16 protein-coding genes are annotated in these 20,247 nt (G+C 52.9%); 7 read left to right on the forward strand and 9 right to left on the reverse strand.

Going from position 1 to position 20,247, the window contains the following annotated elements; all coding sequences use genetic code 11:
- Positions 1–12: 12 nt before the first annotated feature.
- Genes BLT38_RS08520 through grrA form a run of 5 tightly spaced genes read right to left on the reverse strand, consistent with a single transcriptional unit; the run spans position 13 to position 4,139 of the window.
- Complete coding sequence (locus BLT38_RS08520; protein WP_083344780.1) at positions 13–1,065, reverse strand: lactate/malate family dehydrogenase; 1,053 nt, start codon at positions 1,063–1,065, stop codon at positions 13–15.
- A gap of 60 nt (positions 1,066–1,125) precedes the next feature.
- Positions 1,126–1,749 carry a hypothetical protein gene (locus tag BLT38_RS20770; RefSeq protein WP_197674950.1) on the reverse strand — a complete coding sequence of 208 codons (624 nt, stop codon included), beginning with the start codon at positions 1,747–1,749 and terminating at the stop codon, positions 1,126–1,128.
- Positions 1,750–1,781: 32 nt separating this feature from the next.
- Positions 1,782–2,492 carry a hypothetical protein gene (locus tag BLT38_RS08530; protein WP_083344781.1) on the reverse strand — a complete coding sequence of 237 codons (711 nt, stop codon included), beginning with the start codon at positions 2,490–2,492 and terminating at the stop codon, positions 1,782–1,784.
- Between the two features lie 41 nt (positions 2,493–2,533).
- Positions 2,534–3,712, reverse strand: coding sequence for a cyclophane-forming radical SAM/SPASM peptide maturase GrrM/OscB (grrM, locus tag BLT38_RS08535; protein ID WP_083344782.1), 1,179 nt, complete (start codon positions 3,710–3,712; stop codon positions 2,534–2,536).
- A gap of 31 nt (positions 3,713–3,743) precedes the next feature.
- Positions 3,744–4,139 (reverse strand): GrrA/OscA1 family cyclophane-containing rSAM-modified RiPP, encoded by a 396-nt coding sequence (gene grrA / locus BLT38_RS08540; protein WP_083344783.1) that lies wholly within the window; start codon positions 4,137–4,139, stop codon positions 3,744–3,746.
- A 182-nt stretch (positions 4,140–4,321) separates the two neighbouring features.
- On the opposite strand from grrA, the gene BLT38_RS08545 reads away from it, so the two are divergent.
- Both BLT38_RS08545 and BLT38_RS08550 read left to right on the forward strand, forming a co-directional pair.
- Entirely contained in the window at positions 4,322–7,300 is a 2,979-nt protein-coding gene (locus BLT38_RS08545) for a sensor histidine kinase (protein WP_172838191.1), read from the forward strand.
- Positions 7,297–7,953 (forward strand): response regulator, encoded by a 657-nt coding sequence (locus BLT38_RS08550; protein WP_083344785.1) that lies wholly within the window; start codon positions 7,297–7,299, stop codon positions 7,951–7,953. Before BLT38_RS08545 ends, BLT38_RS08550 begins: the two co-directional genes overlap by 4 nt.
- A 2-nt stretch (positions 7,954–7,955) precedes the next feature.
- Here BLT38_RS08550 and BLT38_RS08555 read toward each other — a convergent pair whose 3' ends face one another.
- Positions 7,956–8,315, reverse strand: a complete 360-nt coding sequence (locus tag BLT38_RS08555; RefSeq protein WP_083344786.1) for a response regulator transcription factor — start codon at positions 8,313–8,315, stop codon at positions 7,956–7,958.
- A gap of 262 nt (positions 8,316–8,577) precedes the next feature.
- Here BLT38_RS08555 and BLT38_RS08560 point away from each other — a divergent pair, with 262 nt between their 5' ends.
- The 3 genes from BLT38_RS08560 to BLT38_RS08570 are packed head-to-tail and all read left to right on the forward strand — an operon-like array spanning position 8,578 to position 12,336.
- Positions 8,578–9,123: a hypothetical protein gene (locus BLT38_RS08560; protein ID WP_083344787.1), complete on the forward strand. Its 546-nt coding sequence runs from the start codon at positions 8,578–8,580 to the stop codon at positions 9,121–9,123.
- A gap of 28 nt (positions 9,124–9,151) precedes the next feature.
- Positions 9,152–9,916: a DUF4239 domain-containing protein gene (locus tag BLT38_RS08565; protein ID WP_083344788.1), complete on the forward strand. Its 765-nt coding sequence runs from the start codon at positions 9,152–9,154 to the stop codon at positions 9,914–9,916.
- The gene (locus tag BLT38_RS08570; protein ID WP_156785063.1) at positions 9,913–12,336 is read left to right on the forward strand and encodes a hypothetical protein; all 2,424 of its coding nucleotides are present in this window, start codon (positions 9,913–9,915) and stop codon (positions 12,334–12,336) included. Before BLT38_RS08565 ends, BLT38_RS08570 begins: the two co-directional genes overlap by 4 nt.
- 68 nt (positions 12,337–12,404) lie before the next feature.
- On the opposite strand, the gene BLT38_RS08575 is transcribed toward BLT38_RS08570, so the two are convergent.
- Positions 12,405–13,334: a neuromedin U gene (locus tag BLT38_RS08575; RefSeq protein ID WP_197674951.1), complete on the reverse strand. Its 930-nt coding sequence runs from the start codon at positions 13,332–13,334 to the stop codon at positions 12,405–12,407.
- Between the two features lie 411 nt (positions 13,335–13,745).
- Here BLT38_RS08575 and BLT38_RS08580 point away from each other — a divergent pair, with 411 nt between their 5' ends.
- Entirely contained in the window at positions 13,746–15,155 is a 1,410-nt protein-coding gene (locus tag BLT38_RS08580; protein WP_083344790.1) for a DUF2252 domain-containing protein, read from the forward strand.
- Between the two features lie 44 nt (positions 15,156–15,199).
- Positions 15,200–15,964, forward strand: coding sequence for a hypothetical protein (locus tag BLT38_RS08585; RefSeq protein WP_083344791.1), 765 nt, complete (start codon positions 15,200–15,202; stop codon positions 15,962–15,964).
- Between the two features lie 14 nt (positions 15,965–15,978).
- Here BLT38_RS08585 and BLT38_RS08590 read toward each other — a convergent pair whose 3' ends face one another.
- Together BLT38_RS08590 and BLT38_RS08595 are read right to left on the reverse strand one after the other, a co-directional pair.
- Positions 15,979–17,214 (reverse strand): hypothetical protein, encoded by a 1,236-nt coding sequence (locus BLT38_RS08590; protein WP_083344792.1) that lies wholly within the window; start codon positions 17,212–17,214, stop codon positions 15,979–15,981.
- Between the two features lie 230 nt (positions 17,215–17,444).
- Positions 17,445–20,204 (reverse strand): MGH1-like glycoside hydrolase domain-containing protein, encoded by a 2,760-nt coding sequence (locus BLT38_RS08595; RefSeq protein WP_083344793.1) that lies wholly within the window; start codon positions 20,202–20,204, stop codon positions 17,445–17,447.
- Positions 20,205–20,247 lie beyond the last annotated feature (43 nt).

The following is a 20,247-nucleotide window of genomic DNA, read 5'->3' on the forward strand; positions in this document are numbered from 1 at the left end:
CGTCCGCATTCATCAGATAGTGGCGGCATCTGCAAGCGAAGCTTGTATCCCGAGAATCGATGCGTCAAGATCTTCCTTGGTTACGTGGTGACTATCAGCATTGGGATGTAATAGCCATCCCTTACAGCCAACGCTTACAGGCACGCCGAATGGGCAAGATATGCCACGCAATTCGCCCTGCAACATAACCTGCGCATGCACGCAACGTCCATCATCTTCCTTCCATGCGCGGATGATGTTAAGTACTGCATTCGCTGTCGCGTTCGGTGTTGAATGAATCGCGCTTGCCGTGACGAATGGTTCGATGAAGATACGTGCGTCAGGAAGTGCAGCCTCTGCCAGATGATAAGCCGACGCAATGTCGTCGTTTTGCAAGTGCAGCATGGATGCTTCCTGGAGACTAGCGACACGCTCCATCAACGGCTGCTGTTGCGCGCGCTGTTCCAGCTCAGAAAGTCGTCCAAAGACCTTGTCATCATCACCTCGCAGACGGACGGAGTGCCACATTGGGATCATGTGACGACCATGCTCTCCCCACACACTGGCATGAACGTCATGTCGGCTGATCCCCAAACTACGCGCAATGGAACGGGCGAAACGAAGCGAATCTTGCTCTGCACCGATACCGATAATCCGCTTGCGGTCGATGGTGCGAGATAACTCCTGCACTGCGAGCTCCACGGGGTTACTCACCACTAGATAAGTTGCAGTGGGTAGGTGCTTGCCACATGCGCTAGCAATGTTCTGAAAGATGGGTAAATTGCCGCGCCCCATAACGCGTCTATCGGTGCAACCGGGAGGCATGGGGACGCCCGCCGTCAACACAACCAGGTCTGCTTCGATGTCTTCCAATCGCGGAGTCACAGATATCGACACGCGCAAGTCATCAAAGGCGTCAAGCAAGTCCGCACGCACGGCGAGCAGACGACCGTACGAACTGGATTCCCCGTGGCCCACAAGTTGGAGGCGATCACCGGGCTCCAGGATTCCGGAACGAAGAACATGCGCACAAAGAGCGCTTCCCACATAGCCGGACGCGCCCAAGACTGCAATCGTAATAGACATGGAATCCTTCCTATTGGCGGCGCCGGCGGCTGGAGGTTCCCGCCGGCACCATCTCGTGCGCTAGTTACGCTGCGCCTTCCACGGGGCGTGCTCTCCGTGAATGCCGTACATGCCGGACATTCCATCGGAAGTTACTTCGCCCCGGAACGTAAGAACATCACGGGTATCCGTGCTGAATTCAACGTGGTTTCCGTTGATCCAACCCTGCAGATGTCCCTTTTGGTTTGGTCCACGGAAGTTGCCCGTGAGAACGTTTCCATCCTGGTTGATCTGAACTTGCTTCAACGAGCTACCCGGCTGAGCTACGTTATATGCGTAGATAGTCCAGTTGCCACTGATGTTGATGTTAGCCGGAGCGGGCGCCGAGGCGGGAGGAGCTGCCGGAGAAGCAGAGGGCGGTGCCATCTCTCCTTGGTTGGCATCTGCCTGATCGCCGGCTAGACCGATCTCCTGGTTCGCCTGTGCGAGCAGTTCTTTGGCACGCTGCGCATGGCCGCCCAAGTGCGAGTCGTTTTCACGTTGCGCTTCCGAAATACTCGAATAAGCCTGAATGACCGACTCCTGCGCGTGGGCCAGGTTGCCATGGCGCGAAGGGTCAACTGTAACGGTAGGCATTTGCGCATGAGCTACTGCGTAACTCATAGTTGCAAGGCCAAGGACAATGGCGAGCTTACTGTGTTTCATGATGTAGATCCTTTGCATTAATTGGCTCTGGGTTAGTTCCACAGAGCGGTAATAATCTGTCCCTGCTCATTCAGCAGGATGGTCATACGGTTAGGGTTCGATTCGAAGCTGCCCAAGCCATCGCCTTCGCGGATGACACGTAGGTTGCGAGGTAGGTCTTCTTCACGAATGAAGCCAGCCTTTGCGTCCGTCGGAACAGCCTGTCCCTTCGCTACGAAAATCTTGCCCTGGCAGTCCACACAATCCTTCGGAGTTGTGGCAGATACTGCGTAACCCGGCAGAGTGTTCAATGTGACGCGATTGGATGCGCCGTGAACACGCACCCCCTTGAAGGGGTGTCCGGGTTCAATCGTGAAGATAGCTTCCATTGCGGGATAAGCCGTGGGCGCGAAAACATCCTGCGGAGCTTCGGCAACAAACGCCAGATCGAGAATGCCGTCCGCGGGAATGCCACGCGTAAGCGGAACAAGCTGCGCGGATTCCCAACCTTCTGTTGAAGCCAGACCGCGTACTCGAATCACATCCAGTTGTGGGCCATGCGTGCTGCGCATAACTTCCACGCTTGACACCCAGAACACAGGCGCGGTACTGGATGGTTCTTCGTAGGATGAAAAGTTAGGCTGCTGATCAGCAGCGGGTGGTGCTGCGGACTGCGTGTTTTGCGGCGCGCTTTGCGCCAACAAGCAGCCCGTAAGCAGAAGCTTTGCAGCGATGAATGTCGCGATTTTGAATTTCGTTTGCATGATGTCTTCCTTATGAATTCGGTTCAGCGTTAGGTCTTGTGTCAGGCAGCAGCCGCAACTTCACTGCCGCGCTGTAACGTGGCGGTCAGTGAGTGCTCCATCTGCGAGAAGGCCGAGAGAATAAGGTTGGCCGGTGTAATTTGCACCAGGTTGCAGAACGATGTCTGCGTGCTGGCAAACGTGCCGTTTTCTGAAAGCTTGTTGACTGGTGCGCCGCCTCCGCAGATGGAGAAGTAGTCGCATTCCTTTCGGCACGACTCGACTCCTGCGTGAATGTCCTCAACCATCGCAGTCATTGCAGGGCTGTGAAGCATCTCTTCCAGAGTGTGCGAGTGAACGTTGCCAACCAGGAAGTCGTGATACCGCTCATTGCGGTAGCCAAGTAATTCCGGTGAAAACGTCCCCACGTTCCCTTTGCAATCCACGTTCAGCATGGCCAACGGTTCCACCTGGTTATTGCCGACTCTTGCCTCTTCAGGGCGGAAGATCCGCGTGATCAAGCCGTCGATCTCGCGAATGAAATTGATACCTGGTGTCTTGCGCGACAGCATCCAGAAAGTCTGCAAGAACTGTTGGAACTGCAGTCTGGTCGCATCGCGTCCCTGCTGCATAAGTTCCGATACGTGATCCCCTTCTGACTCTTCCACGTTGAAGCAGACATCACGGATGCCTTCTTCCATATAGAACGAGTGCAGTTGCTCCGGCTTCTGTAAAGCATCCTTCGAAAGCACGGAGATCACATGGAAAGGAATGCCTTCAGCCTGCAGAAGCCGGGCTCCACGCATTGCCTTATCGAAGGTTCCTTTGCCGGACCGTGTTACACGATTCGCATCGTGCATGGCGCGCGGGCCGTCAATGCTTACTCCAACACCCACATTCCAGCGACGGATGAGGTCACACCATTCCTTCGTCACCAGCGTTCCATTTGTCTGGAACGAGTGGCGAAGCTCCATGCCGGCGGGGCGAAGACGCTCGATGGCCTGGAATGCTGTCTCGTAATAAGAGACAGGCAGAACCAGCGGCTCACCAGCGTGCCAGATCACTGTGATCTGTTCGCTCGCGTAGGACGATTCAAAGACTCTTCGGAAGGTCGTCTCGATGGTATCCAGACTCATCGTCGAGATGTCATCGCGTGTTGGCAGATAGCAGTACTTGCAACGAATGTTGCAGAACGGCGTGGGCTGCAGAACGATAGTGTGAATGCGTGTGTTGGTGCTCATTTTTAGTTACTCCCGCCTGAGATCGAAGTGGCTACCAGTTATGCCAGAAGTTGTGCCAGCCGTTGCCCCAACCGCCGTTGTGCCAGCCGCCGTTGCCCCAGTTGTGCCAGCCACCGTTACCCCAACCGCCGTTGTGCCAGCCGTTGCCCCAACCACCGTTGTGCCAACCAAAGCCGCCACCAAAGTTCAGCCACTCAGCCAGCGTCAGCTTCACGCCGTTCGCGTCTGTGATGGTCTTGCTTGCGTGGTCCTGCATGTTTTCCGATACGGCCTTGCGAATATCGCTGAGCTGGTCTGCCACCGATCCGTTATGGTCGGGGTTCTCCGTTGTCTGTAGTCCCTTCACAGCCAAGGCGGCAGAAAGCCCCATGACGCCGGCCGGAAGAAGTAATGCGAGAGCTGTTGCGGTGCGCTTTGTGGCGCTCATGTTGTTCTCCTTGGTTGCGATACTAGGCAGACCGCAACCAGGAAAATATCCGTGTGGCTACACGTTTCGTGATGTACCGCTACATGAACAACCTGTGTGGTTCCACATGGACAGCTTTCTTTAAAAACAGCAGGTCATCGTAGAATGGCGGCATTCCCTGTAAGGCCCAGGAGGGCGACGGCGTGAAGGACTTAATACGACAACGATTTAGTCCTTTTCTGAAATTCTTGGCGTTCTGGCTCTTCGTCGCATCCTCATCCGTTACAGCGCCGGCACAGTACCGCTTTACGCAATGGACTCCAGATTCAGGGCTACCGCAAAGCAGCGTACGCGGCCTTGTACAAACACCCGATGGCTTCCTATGGATTGCGACTCTGAACGGGATCGCCAAGTTTGATGGTGTGCATTTCCAAATCTTCGATAAGAGCAATACGCCGGGCATCACGAGCAATCGATTTGTAGGAATGACACGCGGCCCTGGCGAGGACCTCTGGTTAACCAGCGAAGACGGCAATCTGGTGCTGCGGCGTGGCATGACATTCCGAACGATGGACGAGCGAGATGGCATACGACCTCGTTCAGTCGAAGCCATTACGGGCAATCCACAAGGCCAGGTATGGCTAGAATCTGACGGCAAGGTCCTTCGCTGGGACGAGACCTCGAAACGATTTCAGCCTGAACCATTCAACACAGAGACACGCAAGTTTCATGCATTGGCGTGGGTTGGATCGGGCTTCTGGACAATCGAAGGAAACCGGGTTGTGATTTTCAATCGCGGCAAGTTGGCCACCTTTGCCGCTCCCACAAGCACCGATCTCCCGTCCGTTATGGGCGTTGCCGCCAATGCGAACGGAGACGCCTGGATTTCAACGAAAGACGGACGCATGGGGCGACTGAGCGATAAACCTCCCGTATTCCGTAAAGCGCCAGACTATTTTGTTTTGCATGGCGCTCCAGGCACGGATTGGAATCTAGAGATTTCACCCTATCGCTTTGAGCGCACGTTGCTACTGCCAGTGGAAGGAACGATACACCCCATCCGGTTGCAGGTGATCGGCACAGACAACGAAGGCAATGCGTGGGTCGGCGCTGAGGGGGAAGGCCTATTCCGCATTCAACGCCAGTTCATCATGACGCTGGGACGTCCGCAGGGGCTTGTCAGCGATAACACGTATCCCATATTCCATTCCCGAACCGGAGATATGTGGGCGGGTAGCTGGCCCGGAGGCCTGTCACAAATCAGAGACGGTAAGGTCATCCGAACTCTTGGGCTTGCTGACGGTCTTCCCGCATTGGTTTCGTCAATCAGTGAGGATAAGGATGGAGTTCTCTGGGTTGGAACGCATGGTGGCGTCCGAACGCTTGTGAATGGGCATCTGAAGAAGCCCTCTCTTCCCTTCGATGACTCATCTACCGCAGCGCAGGTCATTCTCCAGACACCTGACGGCGCCATGTTTTTTGGAACGCCGCGTGGACTGTACATCGTGCGTGATGGCGCTCTACAGCATCTAGGCATAGCCGAAGGGCTTGCAACAGACGATGTTCGCGTCGTGCTGATGGATCGTAATCATGATTTATGGATGGGTGGATACGGCGGCGTAACCCGCATCCACAACAGTCAAATGTCTCGTTGGACGGAAGCACAAGGACTACCGAGTAATAACGTCCGTTCACTCGTGCAGGATTCCAACGGTGAAATCTGGGTGGGAACTTACGACGGCGGCATGGGATGGTTTCGTAACGGCCGTTGGGTCACGTTCAACACGAAGAACGGCCTCTACGACAGCGGCGTGTTCCAGATACTGGAAGACCAGCATCACTGGTTCTGGATCAGCTCCAATCGCGGCATTTATCGCGTGTCTCGGGAGCAGCTGGCGGCCGTTGCCGATGGCAAGCAGTCCCTGGTGGCATCCATTGCCTATGGCCGCTCGGACGGCATGGCCAGCCCGGAATGCAATGGCGGCCTGTGGCCCGCAGGATCTGCAGACGGAGACGGCAAGCTCTGGTTTCCCACTCAGATGGGCATTGCCATCGTCGACCCTGCCAAGGTTCACGTCGTGACAACGCCGCCAAGTGTCGCAATCGAAACTGCCAGTGTCGAAAATAAGCCCGAATCCGAGCCACAATCAGTCGTCCTGAATCCAGGACAGACAAATCTTGAAATTAGTTACACCGCGCTCGGATACACCAAACCAGAGCAAATGACGTTCCGTTACAAGATGGATGGCGTCGATAGCGACTGGCAACAGGTTGGTCTCCGCCGCACCGCCTATTACTCACATCTTCCCCCGGGGAACTACACCTTCCGAGTCTCCGCTACCAACAGTGATGGCGTTCGTAGCCGGCAGGATGCCGTGATGCATGTGCAGATAATCCCGCCTTTCTACCGCCGCTGGTGGTTTATCGGCGGCGCGATTCTTCTTCTCGTTCTTCTGGTTTCGGCGGCGTGGCTGTTCCGCGTCAGGCAATTACAGGAGGCCCAGGAACGCCAACAGAATTTCTCGCGTCAGTTGATCGCGTCGCAAGAAGGAGAACGGCGTCGTATAGCCGGTGAATTGCATGACAGCCTTGGGCAACGTCTCATCATCATCAACAATCTGGCCCAGTTCCTGCTCCGTTCAAAAGGAAAGGTCCGCACCGAAGAAGAAAAACGCGAAACAGTGGAAGAGATCAGCGGAGAAGCCTCTGCCGCGATCGAAGAAACTCGCGCGATATCGTATGCATTGCGCCCTTTCCAGCTTGACCGCCTCGGCCTTACACGAGCCATTCAGGCACTTTGTACAACTGTTATGAAGGCCTCAGAGATCGCCATCCACACAGAACTGGCTGACATTGACGACGCATTTCCTGAAGATCTCCGTATCAACGTGTACCGCATCGTTCAGGAGGCGCTGAATAACATCGTCAAGCATTCCGAAGCGTCCAGCGCCAAGGTAACGGCACTCCGTACAGATGACAGCGTGAGTCTGACCATTAAAGATGACGGCCAGGGCATGCCTGTGAAGCCTCGTACTTACATGCCTGGCAAAGGCGGCTTCGGCATGACAGGCATGCGTGAGCGAGTTACTTTGCTTAACGGCAGCCTACAGGTGGAAAGTAGCTCATCAACTGGTACTCTGGTGAGAATTGAGCTTCCCATTACAACGAGCAGAGTGCTATGAACCCTATCCCCGTTCTTCTGGCCGATGATCATCCTGTGGTTCGCCGTGGACTGAAAGCAACCATCGAAGATGACAAAGATCTTCAGGTTGTTGCTGAGGCCGCTGATGGGAACGACGCATTGCGCCTAATGGAAGAATTATCCCCTGCAGTTGCAATCCTCGATATCGATATGCCAGGACTGAATGGACTGGGCGTAGCTCGCGAAGTGAAACAACGCTCGTTGAGCACCCGCATCATCTTCATGACGTTCCATGCAGATGAAGACCTCATGCGCGCTGCCATGGACGTTGGCGGCAAAGGATATCTACTTAAGGGCAGTGAGACGGAAGAAGTCTGTGCGGCCATTCACGCGGTGAACGCGGGCAGAACATATATCGGCTCTGCTATGGCTGCTGTTCTCTTGAATCAAAAAACGGAAAGCGCCGGATCAGCCATCAATCTGAAGATCTTGACGCTTACTGAGAAAAAGGTGCTACGGCTTATTGCCGATGGCCTTTCCAGTAAAGAGATTGGCGACGAATTGGGCATTCACTATCGGACCGTGGAAAACCATCGCACCAACATGTGTCGCAAACTGGAAATTGAAGGCGCCAATGCCTTAGCTCGTTTTGCTCTGCAACATCGAGCCGCTCTGCACGAACGTTTGTATTAGCACTAAGGTAAACAGATGCAGTGCGCCTGAATAACCGCTTCCAAGTCAGTAAGGTTAGTTTTTAAAGCATAAGCACATGCGCCCGCCTCTCGCGCCGCCTGCCGAAACTGGTCGTCGTCATAGTCCGTAACAATGATGACCCGGGCCTCAGGATGCTTCTGTACAAGCTGACGAGTTGCTGTGAGCCCATCCATGCGAGGCATCTTTACATCCATCAGAACGATGTCAGGTCGCATTTCCTCGTAGGCTTCAAGCGCATCCGCGCCGTCTTCCCGAGTGACCGCCTCATCCGCGATATCCGCCGTCGCTCTTTGAATAAGCTTTCGGACGGTCGGATTATCCTCTACTATCAAAATTTTCATCGTACTGGGAGAGCCTGCTTTCACTTCGATACAAGATCGATGCTATGGATAGCACCCCTCGTTTTGAATCCGTATCGCTACATAACGGACGCATGTGGAAGCACACTCCCTCCCGTGTGGTTCCACACGGTTCAGAGATGTGTGGAACCGCACGGTAGCTCAATGTAGAGCCACGGATGGGATCATCAACCGATCTTTTCTACCTTCAGAGACGTGAGCGCTGGCCATCACCGGCGACAACAAAACTCTTAGGGAGATTTTCATGATCCGTACTCTTGCATTTTTCGCGCTGACGCTTAGCGCAACTTCCGTTTATGCCGCCCAGGACGTCGCCAGTGCAGTAGTTGGTTCAGTAAAAGCCATAGACCGCGCAGGCAAGGTTGTAGTGGTTGACACGAAGGACGGCGCGGAGCATACCTTCCACTTCACAGACAAAGTGGCGGTACACGTTGGCGACGATACGCGCGACGCTTCAAAGGACACGCTCCACGGAATCGACAAGGGCACTGTAGTTGCCGTGCATTACACCGCTAAGGGTGGGCGCGAAACCGCTCATGAAATTGATCGCGTGGGCGACAAGGGCCTCCATGTAGTTAAGGGAACCGTGAAAGACGTAGACCACGGAGCACGTACTATCAGTATCGACACAGGTAAAGGCACTGTTGAGACGCTGCGTATGACCGGAGATGCCACCGAAGATGCGGCTCGCGCAACTGGTAAAGGCACAGAAAAGGCCGCGAAGGTCACAGCCTACTACACGGTCGATGCTGGTAAGAAAACCGCTCACTTCGTTGAGCAGGCATTCTAAAACGCCGGCGTCGATATAGAGAATTTCCATGCTTACCTACGCACAAAGTGCAGTCATCGTTCTGTTAGCGGTCGGATTTGCGTTGGCTCTCCTCTATCTTCTGGATTGCAAGCTTGAGGAGAGCACACGTAAACGTGCGAACGGCGTAAATGGCTGGCAGCTTAGCATTCTGGGCACCGTATACGCGGTCGCGCTCGGGTTCATGCTTTCAGACGCCTGGCTTGCATTCCAGACGGCTGTCACAGATGCACGTGCAGAGGCATCCGCAGTTCTCCTGATTGATCGAAGTGCGCCACTTATGCCGCAGGCATGCACCCAAGCTTTGCAACAGGAATCCAGGGCATACCTCAATGCCGTGATCGGTACTGAGTGGGCTGCAATGCAGGCACATCAGGCAAATGCATCTGGTGAGATCGTTCTACGTCAGATGTGGAACACAATCGGCTCATGCGCTGGGCACGATGCAGTCCCTGGTCGCGGAAACATCATCGCCGCACTGTCATCACTGCAAACGCGCAGAGATGCACGGATGCAGGACTTCCAGGGACACCTTCCGTTGATCATGTGGAATGTTCTCCTCTTCGGTGGCGTCATTGTTATCGTTTCCTCTTGCCTGTTGTGCAACGAGCGAAAATGCGTGCACTTCTTCCACGTCATCTCACTGACGGTCCTCATTACCGTGTCTTTGCTTGCCATTTCCGATCTCGATCGACCATTTGAAGGCGCGACCCACGTGGATCCCACTGCTTTCCGAGCAGTTCAGATGGATCTGCAAGATGGAAATCCCCAATGAGACAGAAAAGGAATTCCTCGAAGACTATCCACTATTTTCTATTGCTATTAGCATTCATGTTTTGCATCTGCATGAGCGCTATCGCAGATGATCAACGTTTTGATTTGCGAGGACCTACGATTTTCCTTTCCGTAGCACGGAATGGGGTCACCCTACCCATCGCAGAAGTACCGAATTTATTGCCGAATGATCACCTGAAGGTGAGGGCTGACCTTCCTGCAACGCAATCAAACCGCCTGTTGCTGGTGGTCGCATTTCTTCGCAGCACCACGAACGAACCGCCAGATGAGTGGTTCACGCGTATTGAGACTTGGACGCCACAGGGACAACGCACCAAAGACATCACTGTGCCTGTCGGAGCACAACGCGCAGTAATCTTTTTAGCTCCTGCTCACAGCGGAGACTTCGACACGCTACGCTCCGTGGTTAAGAAAAACCCAGGCGTGTTTTCTCACGCGGCCGACTCTCTGTTTAAAGTTTCTCTCCAGCAACAGCGGATTGAACGTTATCTCGCAGGTATGCAAGCAGTCGCGCAGGAAGAAGACAAGGTCATCGCCGCGCGATCCGCGAAGTTGGCCAGTGCACTTGTGCTAAAACCCGACGCCGACTGTTTCAAACAACCCGTGGACGACCAGGTAGATTGCTTAACTCAGACGAGTGCGCCGATGTTGTTAGATACCGGCAATGAGCAAACCATTTCGGCGGCAATTTCAACTGGAGCATCTTCTGACTTCATCAACGAGGCCTCACAGAACGATGGCGGAGTCTATTCCGCTTACGTAGGAACAGTTATTGACCTCGTGCATTTGCTCGGTTTGTTGCACACAGCGCAATACCGCTATATTCCCGCGATAACTCTGCCGCAGGGAACATCATTAAACACAAGGCTCAACACTGCGCCATCGTTTGGTAATCCGATGTCAGTGATTGTGGTTGCACTGCCTCCCATTCAAGCATCTCGTCTACCAGACCTCCACCTCGCGACTCCTCGTCAGGCATTTTGCCTGCGCGATCCAGAGATGGTGCTTCCCTTACGCGGCTCGACCAGCTTCTACTCCACTGAGTTCGCGCACGATCTCTATCTCGATTTTGGCAGCAAGATGTTGCCCATCACTCCTGATGTACTTGCTGGTGGCCTCATTCGGGATCCCTCCAGACAAGTCGGTGGAGTATCTCCGGTAACCGATAGTGCAGATGAGCCCTTTCTACGCGCCCGACTGCGAGGTCGCTGGGGGTTCGATGAATTCGATGGCCCGGAACTGCTATTCCAACGATCCGAGGGAATCGGTTGGAAAATCATGAATGGCCCGTTTTTAGCAGGACAAACGTCCCCGCAGCAACTTAGGGCCAATGCAACCGCATGCCTACACAATGTCTTTCTTCATCAACCAGACGGTACCGCAAGTGAGATCCCCTTCACCATGACTGACGATGGTTCTATCAATCTATCGATGTCTACTCACGATCGTGACGCGGGAAAATACGTACTCCAGTTAAGCCAGTACGGTTCTGTGGCCCCAATCGCACTTCCCTTCACGGAACGTGCAAACGAAGGGGGCGATGTAGAACTTGCTTCTCTGTCACCAGATGGCAAGAACGTCTTAATGACCGGCAAGAAACTCGATCAGATTGCAGTCATCAGCACAGCCGGTGGAAGGCTCACAGCTGCATCACCTGCCACCCAGAGCGATGCGATATTCACTTTGCCTCTAAAGCGAAAAGTGTCCGTCGGAGATGATCTGCTCGTGACTTATCTTGATGGTAGGTCGCAGAATATCGCTCTCGTCGCTGAGGATGCTACGACAACGCTTCACGTTCTCGCGCTTCAACCTTCTGTTGAGAACCCTCCGACTGAACTGGCCATAGAGCTGTTGACAGCCGGAGCCATCCCATTGCACAGCACGTTGCATTTCATGGTTGGTAGCGATGGCGTCATAGCCCCCACCGATCGAATCGAAATCGCAACAGTAAATGGCGAAGCAGATGCTGTGCTCTCTTTCCTACCGCCTGATGCATCCCTGGTGTTGGAAGACGCGCATACCATCGTCGGCAGCATTGATCTCGATCGTAAGCTTGGCGAATCCGCTTTCGGAGCCTTACACATCAGGATGGTTCGAGCAAATGGCGAAAAGGGCGCTTGGGTTGAATTCGGCACATTAGTACGGCGACCGCACCTATCCAGTGTTCACTGCGACGCAAAGAACTGCGTGCTTCACGGCCGTGAAATCTTCCTCATGCAAGAGATAAGCACCACACAGGATCTTCAGGGTGCAGTGCAGATCCCGAGAACAGCAGTCACGGATGACTTCTCTTTCACAGTAGAAAAAGCACGTGCCAAGACGCTCTACTGCAGTCTAAGAGACAATCCCTCGATCAAAGCCGCCATCCCTATTACAGCCGCTGTCACCGTTAAACCATAGACGATCGCTACTCACACTCTAGATGCGACCACTCAATCGAGTGTCTTCCAAATCTGTCGAAGCTCGGATCACGGGGTCTTTGGCTTTTGGGGGAAAAGGAATGCAATCGATAGGCGCATTGTCCAGGATGAACCGCCAACGGGATGAACAGCATTTCCATAAAACTGTCCGCTGATGTTCACCGGCTGCGCACCTAATCGCATGATCCGACCGGGGCCGCCGCCAAACGGGACGACCCACACATTGCCGTCAGAAGCCTTCCAGTTTGCAGTCAGGGTTGGTGCGGATGAGAGATACCATCCCTTCGACAGGTTGTAATTGACGAAATACTGCAGGCTCATCTGGTTAACTGAACTGCGATCCGAATCTCCTGCAACAGACCATACGTTGTTTACGAGTGTGCCCAAGGTCCAGTGGCCAGGCTGTAAAAGTGCAACTATGGAGGGGCCGATGCTGAATTTCCCTTGGCCAAGAACCTTGCTTGTTGCAGTTGGAAGAACAAATACTGGACCTGCACCAAAGATCAGTTTGTGTGGTGCCGATGGTGACAGAAAAAACGTCGGCATCATGTCGCCAAATCCTGACACGCCTGCATAGCGCTGAACATCCTGGGCTAACCAGTAGGCCGGAGTGCCCTCGTTTATTCCGTACACCTCTAGATTTGCCGTACCCGGCGCTGGCTGATAAATAATGGGCGCAATCCAACGAATAATCAGATTTACTTTTGGTGTTGCGCGTACCGGAATGACAGGCTGGATGTTCAACACATTCTGTGTACGGTCATAAGGGCCAATTCCGAAGTTGCTGTTATTTTGAATCGGCACACTGATCATGCTTGCCACAGGATTCTGTGAGGCCTTCTGAAGATCCTCACCTCCTCCAGATGCTGGCGCCTGTTGAGCATTGCCAAAGCGAGCATTGCACAAGAAAAAACCCACGAAGAAGATAGAGCACAAAAGTGAACCGCGCTTACTTTGAGTGAAACGTGTCAATTTCATGTCCATATCTCCCGGATCAGCCACCTACTCGTCGGATTGAATTAGGTATGTCTACGTCAGACAACGAGAAGATGAATAGACGCGTGCCTGCTTGTACGTGATTCGATTGCCCGCCTGAATAAGGCAACACCATACAATCTCGAATGAGACAGCGCTAAAACTGTCAAACCTGACAGCCCATCAACAACCACTTCACTAGCGGAAAGAAATCCGTGCATCCCATTGATGAAGCAATCCCGTTCGCAACCGAAGGCTTTTAGTTACGCGGCCTTATCGTCCCGCAGGACAGTGGGCAAACGACGTTACTTAACCTGTACAAACTACTAGTGGAAGTTGAACCGGCTGAAGAATAGAGTCCCACTGAAGTTCGCCAATCCGTATCGGGAGACGCTACTTCCTGGAGGGATAAAGGTGCCAGTCGCTAAATTAGATAGCTTTCCCACGTTTGACCTTTCCCGCAAGCTTGTCAGCTGGCAAGTACGGCGAGCTGAAGGAAAGGAACTTCGTTCCTCGGTACCACGCGAGTCGCATGCGACATGGGCTCCTCCCAAAAATCGCCCTGATCCTGTGGAGACAGTCAACGCAAACAACCAGGGACGCCAAAAACATCTCATTCCCCTGCGTATGGGGAGAATGGCTTCTTCCCCATTTGCCTTCTTGCGTGGATCGGCCTGCGTCATGGCTGGAGATCTCTCCGGTACACCCATTACCGGAATTCCTACTCTGATGGACGGGGATGCCCATCTCAATAATTTCGGCATGTATGGCACACCACAACGTGAAGTTGTTTTCGACCTCAATGACTTCGATGAAGCGACTGTGGGCCCCTGGGAGTGGGATCTCAAACGGCTGGCGGCGAGTGTCAATGTCGCAGGACGTCAGAATGGACTAACGGCCCGCGAACGTGCGGCAGCGGTATGTAGGTCAATTGAGGGTTATCGATTCAATATGAATCGGTTGCAATCTATGGGTGTTCTGGATATCTGGTATCTGCATGCATACCCCGGGCAGAACAATCCAATCGTAAAGGCCGATGCAAAGTCGAAGGCGGTCATTCGCAAGACACTATCGAAGGCGCTGCATACCGATAATAAGACCCTTCTGCCGAAGGTCGCCGATCAGGATAAGGACGGACTATGGGTATTTCGTGACTCTCCGCCTATTCTCACGCGTCTAGACAAAGCGACAAAGAAAAAGGTCATCGATTCCCTTGATGCATATTCTGAAACTCTCTCAAGAGAACGTCGCATCATGCTGGCCCGGTATCACGTCGTAGACGTAGCACATCGTGTGGTTGGGGTGGGATCCGTAGGAACAAGAGCATACCTTGTGCTGCTTTTCGGCAATGGAAATGACGACCCTCTCTTTTTGCAAGTAAAGGAAGCCACCACGCCTGCCCACGCGCCGTACCTTCCCAAGCTTGACAAAGAGTTTACGCATAACGGCAAACGAGTAATCGTGGGGCAAAGAGCGTTACAAGCGTCTTCAGATCCTATGCTAGGCTACACAACCATTGACGGTCGAGATTTCTACGTCCGTCAAATGAAGAATCTGAAAGCATCCATACCGATCGAATGGCTTACAGGTCCTTCATTCAACTTCTATGCTTGGGCATGCGGAGCCATTCTGGCACGCGCACATGCAAGAACAGCTGATCCGGCACGTATTGCTGGTTACTGCGGCAACTCCTCTGCTCTCGATAAAGCAATCGCAACATGGGCAGAAAGCTACGGCGACCAAACGGAGAAAGATCATGCAGCCCTTGTAGACGCGATAAATCGCGGTACTGTCATAGCAGACCTCTCCGAAGGCGAAGAGTGATGCGGATGGGCCGCAGTATCGAACTAAGGAGATAAACAACATATATGGACAACATGCGCCCTGTGGTTTTCTTCGTCATCACGTTCGTCCTGTTATGGCTCGGCGTGAAACTGGGTTCATACCTCAGTAGACATCTGAAAGAGAAAATCAATAAGGAGGAAAAGCTTGTTTCACTCCTTGGAGGAGCACTTCTTACATTCTTTGGGCTTCTCGTCGGTTTCACCTTTTCTATGGCGGTCAGCAGATACGACGCAAGAGTGCTGCTGATCGTGAAAGAGGCGAATGCGATTGGGACGACCTGGCTCCGAACTTCCTCACTCGAAGAGCCGGCCAAGACACAATCGCAACAACTACTGAAGCAATATGTGCCGGCTCGTATTGGTTTTTTGAGCTCAGGCCATGATGCAAAACAATTGCAAGATAGTTACGCGTTAACTTCCGATCTGCAAAACCGCCTCTGGTCTGTTGCGAGCGCTTACGCAATAAGCCATCGCGATCCGATCACTTCTCTCTATATTGCAACGCTCAACGATACGATCGACGTAACAGAAGAGCGCAGGGCGGCTCTGGAAGATCGCATCCCAAGCGAGGCATGGGGCCTACTGCTTTTCATTGGATTTGCGGCGATGGTTATCGAAGGCATGAATGTGAGCACGCAATCTTCGGTGCTGAGAATTCTGCTCCCTTTTGTTTTGGCTGGCGCCGTTGCTATGACGTTGGACATGGATAGCCCACGCTACGGCCTCATCCGCCTTACGCAGGGCAGCATGGAACGTGTTCAGCAGCAAATCACTGGTAATACCCCTTAAGATAAACGGCTGTTCTACATTAGGACCTTCATTAGAAGTTTGAAGACATCCTTGAGCGGCATGACCGTTAAAAGCAAGCTTGCCATGGGGATGAGCGAGAGCACAACGATCTGCAGAAGCGATTTCGGGTTGATCGGGATCGGTTTCATGCGCTCAATGAATTCGTAGCTATTACCAAGATCCGCAAGAGACTGAATATCGCCGGTACCGAGTAAGGTCTCATGCTCAGGATTGTCACCTTCAATCCATTTGCGATCGAATGAACCGGTATAGGTGGTGGCGAACGCTCCATACCTATGGAGGCCCTCTCGTTTACATACGAGTAGCTTTCCTGCGAAAACGATGAGCGGCACTGTCGTTAATAGAAGTGCCACAATCACCCACGCCACAAGAATCGCGGTGAAATGCTGCAGCGGAAAACCAGCATAGACCACTTCATTTGCAATAACGCCAGTCACGGCGCACGAATAGGCAAAGAGCAAAATACCGAAGAATCGCTGCCCTTCTCCGATAAAACCTAGACCGCCGGCTGCATCAGGATGCGTGGGAAAAAGCCGAAGGTCCAGTTTGCTCACCGTAGCGAGAAATTGTACCCAGAGAAAAATGCGCCACAGCCAGCGGAAAACAAGAAACTGGAGTAAAGGAACGGCAATCAATAACTGCCACCATCCTGCACCTGTCAACTCAAAAGAACCATTGCCCACATCTGTCAGGTACCACGTTGACGCGTGCACAGCAAGCTGGCGATACGTAATCCATGTTATTGAGTAAGCGATCAAAGCGATTATGACTTCGGCAGTAACTGAATCGCGAAGACGTAAGCCTCTCTTGATGGCAAGGTTAAAACGCTCAACATCCTTGTCATGAATAATTCTCGCCAGCAGGAACTGTTCGGCAGTTTCGGCGATACGGGGAGCAAGGACTAGCTCCGCCAGCATTAGCAGCGGAATCCCGAGGAGGAATCGACTGTGGACGCTGAAATCTCGAAGGAATGGAATACGCACACCATCGAACGCGGTTCCATGCATTAGCGTGAGAACCAGCAAAGGAACCCAGGTCAGGCAAGCAGCAAAAACGGCGCGGCGAATTGTAAGAGGAGCGCCTTTTCGAATCAGACCAACGCGCTGTTCAAGATAGTAAAACGGCCCACCCTGCATCAAGAGGAACTTTGGGGATGCAGGAACCGTTGACCTGTCCGAAGCTTCTATGCCCGATTGCTTTTGAGTGACCGAAACGTTTGTAGATTCCATGCTTCCACTCCACCGTTGGCTCATCATGCCGTTTTTTTTTCGACAGATGGAGTTTCCATGTTCCTGCGCATATCGGTCATTGCGCACCTGAGAATAGTGACAGTCGAGGCTTAAGAAATCTCCAAGATAACGACGACGCTGGATGCTTGCGCATCCAGCGCCGTCGCTTATGCATGTCAGTTTCGCCAACCACTCACTCTTATCGATGCCGCTTCACAACGAAATGACGCTTAGCTAACCGGGTTTGATGGCACACCTGCGACTTGATCTCGTGTCATATCCGCCATTATTGACTTCGGTGCCTTCAGCAAAGCTTCCGGCTGCAGTCGAGCGAACAAGTCTAGGGTCCGAGCCACTAGTCCAGTCCAACCCGTCTGATGGCTCGCCCCTAGGCCAGCACCGTTGTCGCCGTGAAAATATTCAAAGAATAGTATGTAGTCTTTCCAATACGGATCTTCCTGGAATTTCTTTGTCCCTCCATATACCGGCCGCTTTCCGTTCTCATCCCGTAGGAAGGTTTTTGACAACCGATCTCCGAGTTCTTTGGCAACTTCAAAGAGGTTCATGTAGTTCCCTGAACCCGTGGGACATTCCACTTTGAAGTCCGGACCATAAAAGGGATACATCTGCAGCAGTCCCCGAATAATAAGCGCATTCACGGGCATCCACACTGGTCCTCGCCAGTTGGAATTTCCACCAAACATTCCCGTGTTTGATTCGGCAGGAAGGTACTGCACCTTATACTCCTGGCCGCCGACGTACATCACAAACGGGTGCTGGAGATGATACTTGGAGAGTGAACGTATGCCGTACGGCCCAAGAAATTCATTTTCGTCGAGAGCGTATCGGAGGACACTGGATAGCTTCTTCCTATTGCACGTTGTGAGCAGGCGCCGTTCCAAATATCCGCCCTTGTCGAGATCTTCCGCGGAAGAAATCTTCTCAATCACCTCGGGGTGACGTTTGCGGAAGAGTTGGATAAGTTCAATCATCCGCGGGTGCTTTTTCACTGTGTCATGTTCAAGGACAGTTGAAGCACAAAGCGGCAACAAGCCAACCATAGAGCGAATTTTTAGCCGCATGGAGTCGCCATTTGGAAAATGCAACAGATCGTAGAAGAAGCCATCCTCTGAATCCCACATCGAGTCCTGATTGTTGCCTATGCGATCCATCGCGAATGCAATCCAAACAAAGTGTTCGAGGAATCGGTATGCCATGTCCTCATACATCGGGTCATACTCGGTGAGTATGAGAGCAATCTCCAACATGCATTGGCAGAAAAAAGCCATCCAAGCCGTGCCGTCCGCCTGGTCCAGGTTTCCACCAGTCGGAAGTGGCGCACTGCGATCGAAGATACCAATGTTGTCTAACCCCAAGAAGCCACCGGCGAATACGTTTCGTCCCTGAGGGTCCTTGCGGTTCGACCACCAGTTGAAGTTCAGCATGAGGCCCTGAAAGGAACGTTCCAGAAAACGCAGATCGGCACGTCCCAGTTCGCTCTCAATCCTGTAGAGGAAAAGTGTCGCCCACGCATGGACTGGCGGGTTCACATCACCGAAATTCCATTCGTATGCGGGGATCTGTCCGTTGGGATGTGCGTAAAGATTACGCAACAACAGGAGTAGTTGCTCCTTTGCGAAATCGAAATCGACGAGTGAAAGCGAGATAGTATGGAACGCCAGATCCCACGCTGCATACCACGGGTACTCCCATTTGTCCGGCATGGAGAGGATGTCACTATTCAGCATGTGAAACCATTCGCTGTTGCGGCAGGTCCCAGTCATGTTTCCTACGAACGGATGCGCATCATGCTCGGTCAGCCATCTATCCAGGTCAAAATAGTAATACTGCTTACTCCATAACATCCCCGCAAGTGCCTGACGCTCAACGCGACGTTGGTCTTCATTCAAACTCGGAGGCGTGATTCGATCGTAGAACTCATTTGCGTCCGCTAGCCGGGACTCAAAGACTTGGTCGAAAGTGTCGAACCCTGCTGGCATCGCACCCAACCGCAGACGCACCACCTGACTACCGCCTGCAGGCACGTCGAGCCTATACAGTGCGGCTGCCTTGGTGCCAGTCTTCGACGAATTCACCGCGCCGTTGTCACCTGAGATGACATAGCGATGAAAAGCATCTTTCACATATGGCGAGGCGTTAGGTTGTCCCCATAACCTTTCATTATTGGACTCGTTCTCGGTGAATAGCAGGTCGCTCGCATTTTCGCATTCCAGAACGTATTCGCCGAGATCTTGGTGAGATGCATGAATCTTTGTGTTTTCGATTTGACGAATGACAGGTTTCGCAGCGTCCTGTTCCCACGTCCATGTGTTGCGAAACCAAAGTGTGGGAAGAAGATAGAGCTGTGCATCCTCCGGACCGCGATTGTGAATCGTGATACGCACCAAAGTATCTTCGGGACTTCCCTTTGCATATTCGACGAACACGTCGAAGTAGCGGTCTTCGTCGAAGATGCCTGTATCAAGCAGTTCGTATTCGAACTCTTCACGTGATCTGCCGCGATTCGTTTCAATCAAATCATTGTAGGGATAAGCAGATTGCGGATATTTGTATAAGTACTTCATGTAGGAGTGGGTGGGAGTGCTATCTACATAGAAGTAATATTCCTTTACATCTTCTCCGTGATTGGACTCGCTGTTCGTCAGTCCAAACATACGCTCCTTCAGGATCGGATCCTTGCCATTCCATAGAGACATACAGAAGCAGAGCAACTGCTTGTCGTCGCTATATCCCGCCATCCCGTCTTCGCCCCAGCGATATGCACGCGATCTCGACTGATCATGGCTGAAGTAATCCCAAGCATTGCCGTCTTTGCTGTAGTCTTCCCGCACTGTTCCCCACTGGCGTTCACTGAGGTAGGGGCCCCATTTTTTCCACGGAACTCCTGCTTCACGAGCTTCGTTCAACCTCTTCTGCTCTGCCACTTCTTCATATTGAAATGGCGTGGTCTGCTTCTCCTGATTCGGCATCGCGGATCTCGATTCGGTGGGAACTAACGTTGATGGTTGATGG

This window comes from Terriglobus roseus (assembly GCF_900102185.1).
Lineage (GTDB): Bacteria > Acidobacteriota > Terriglobia > Terriglobales > Acidobacteriaceae > Terriglobus > Terriglobus roseus_A.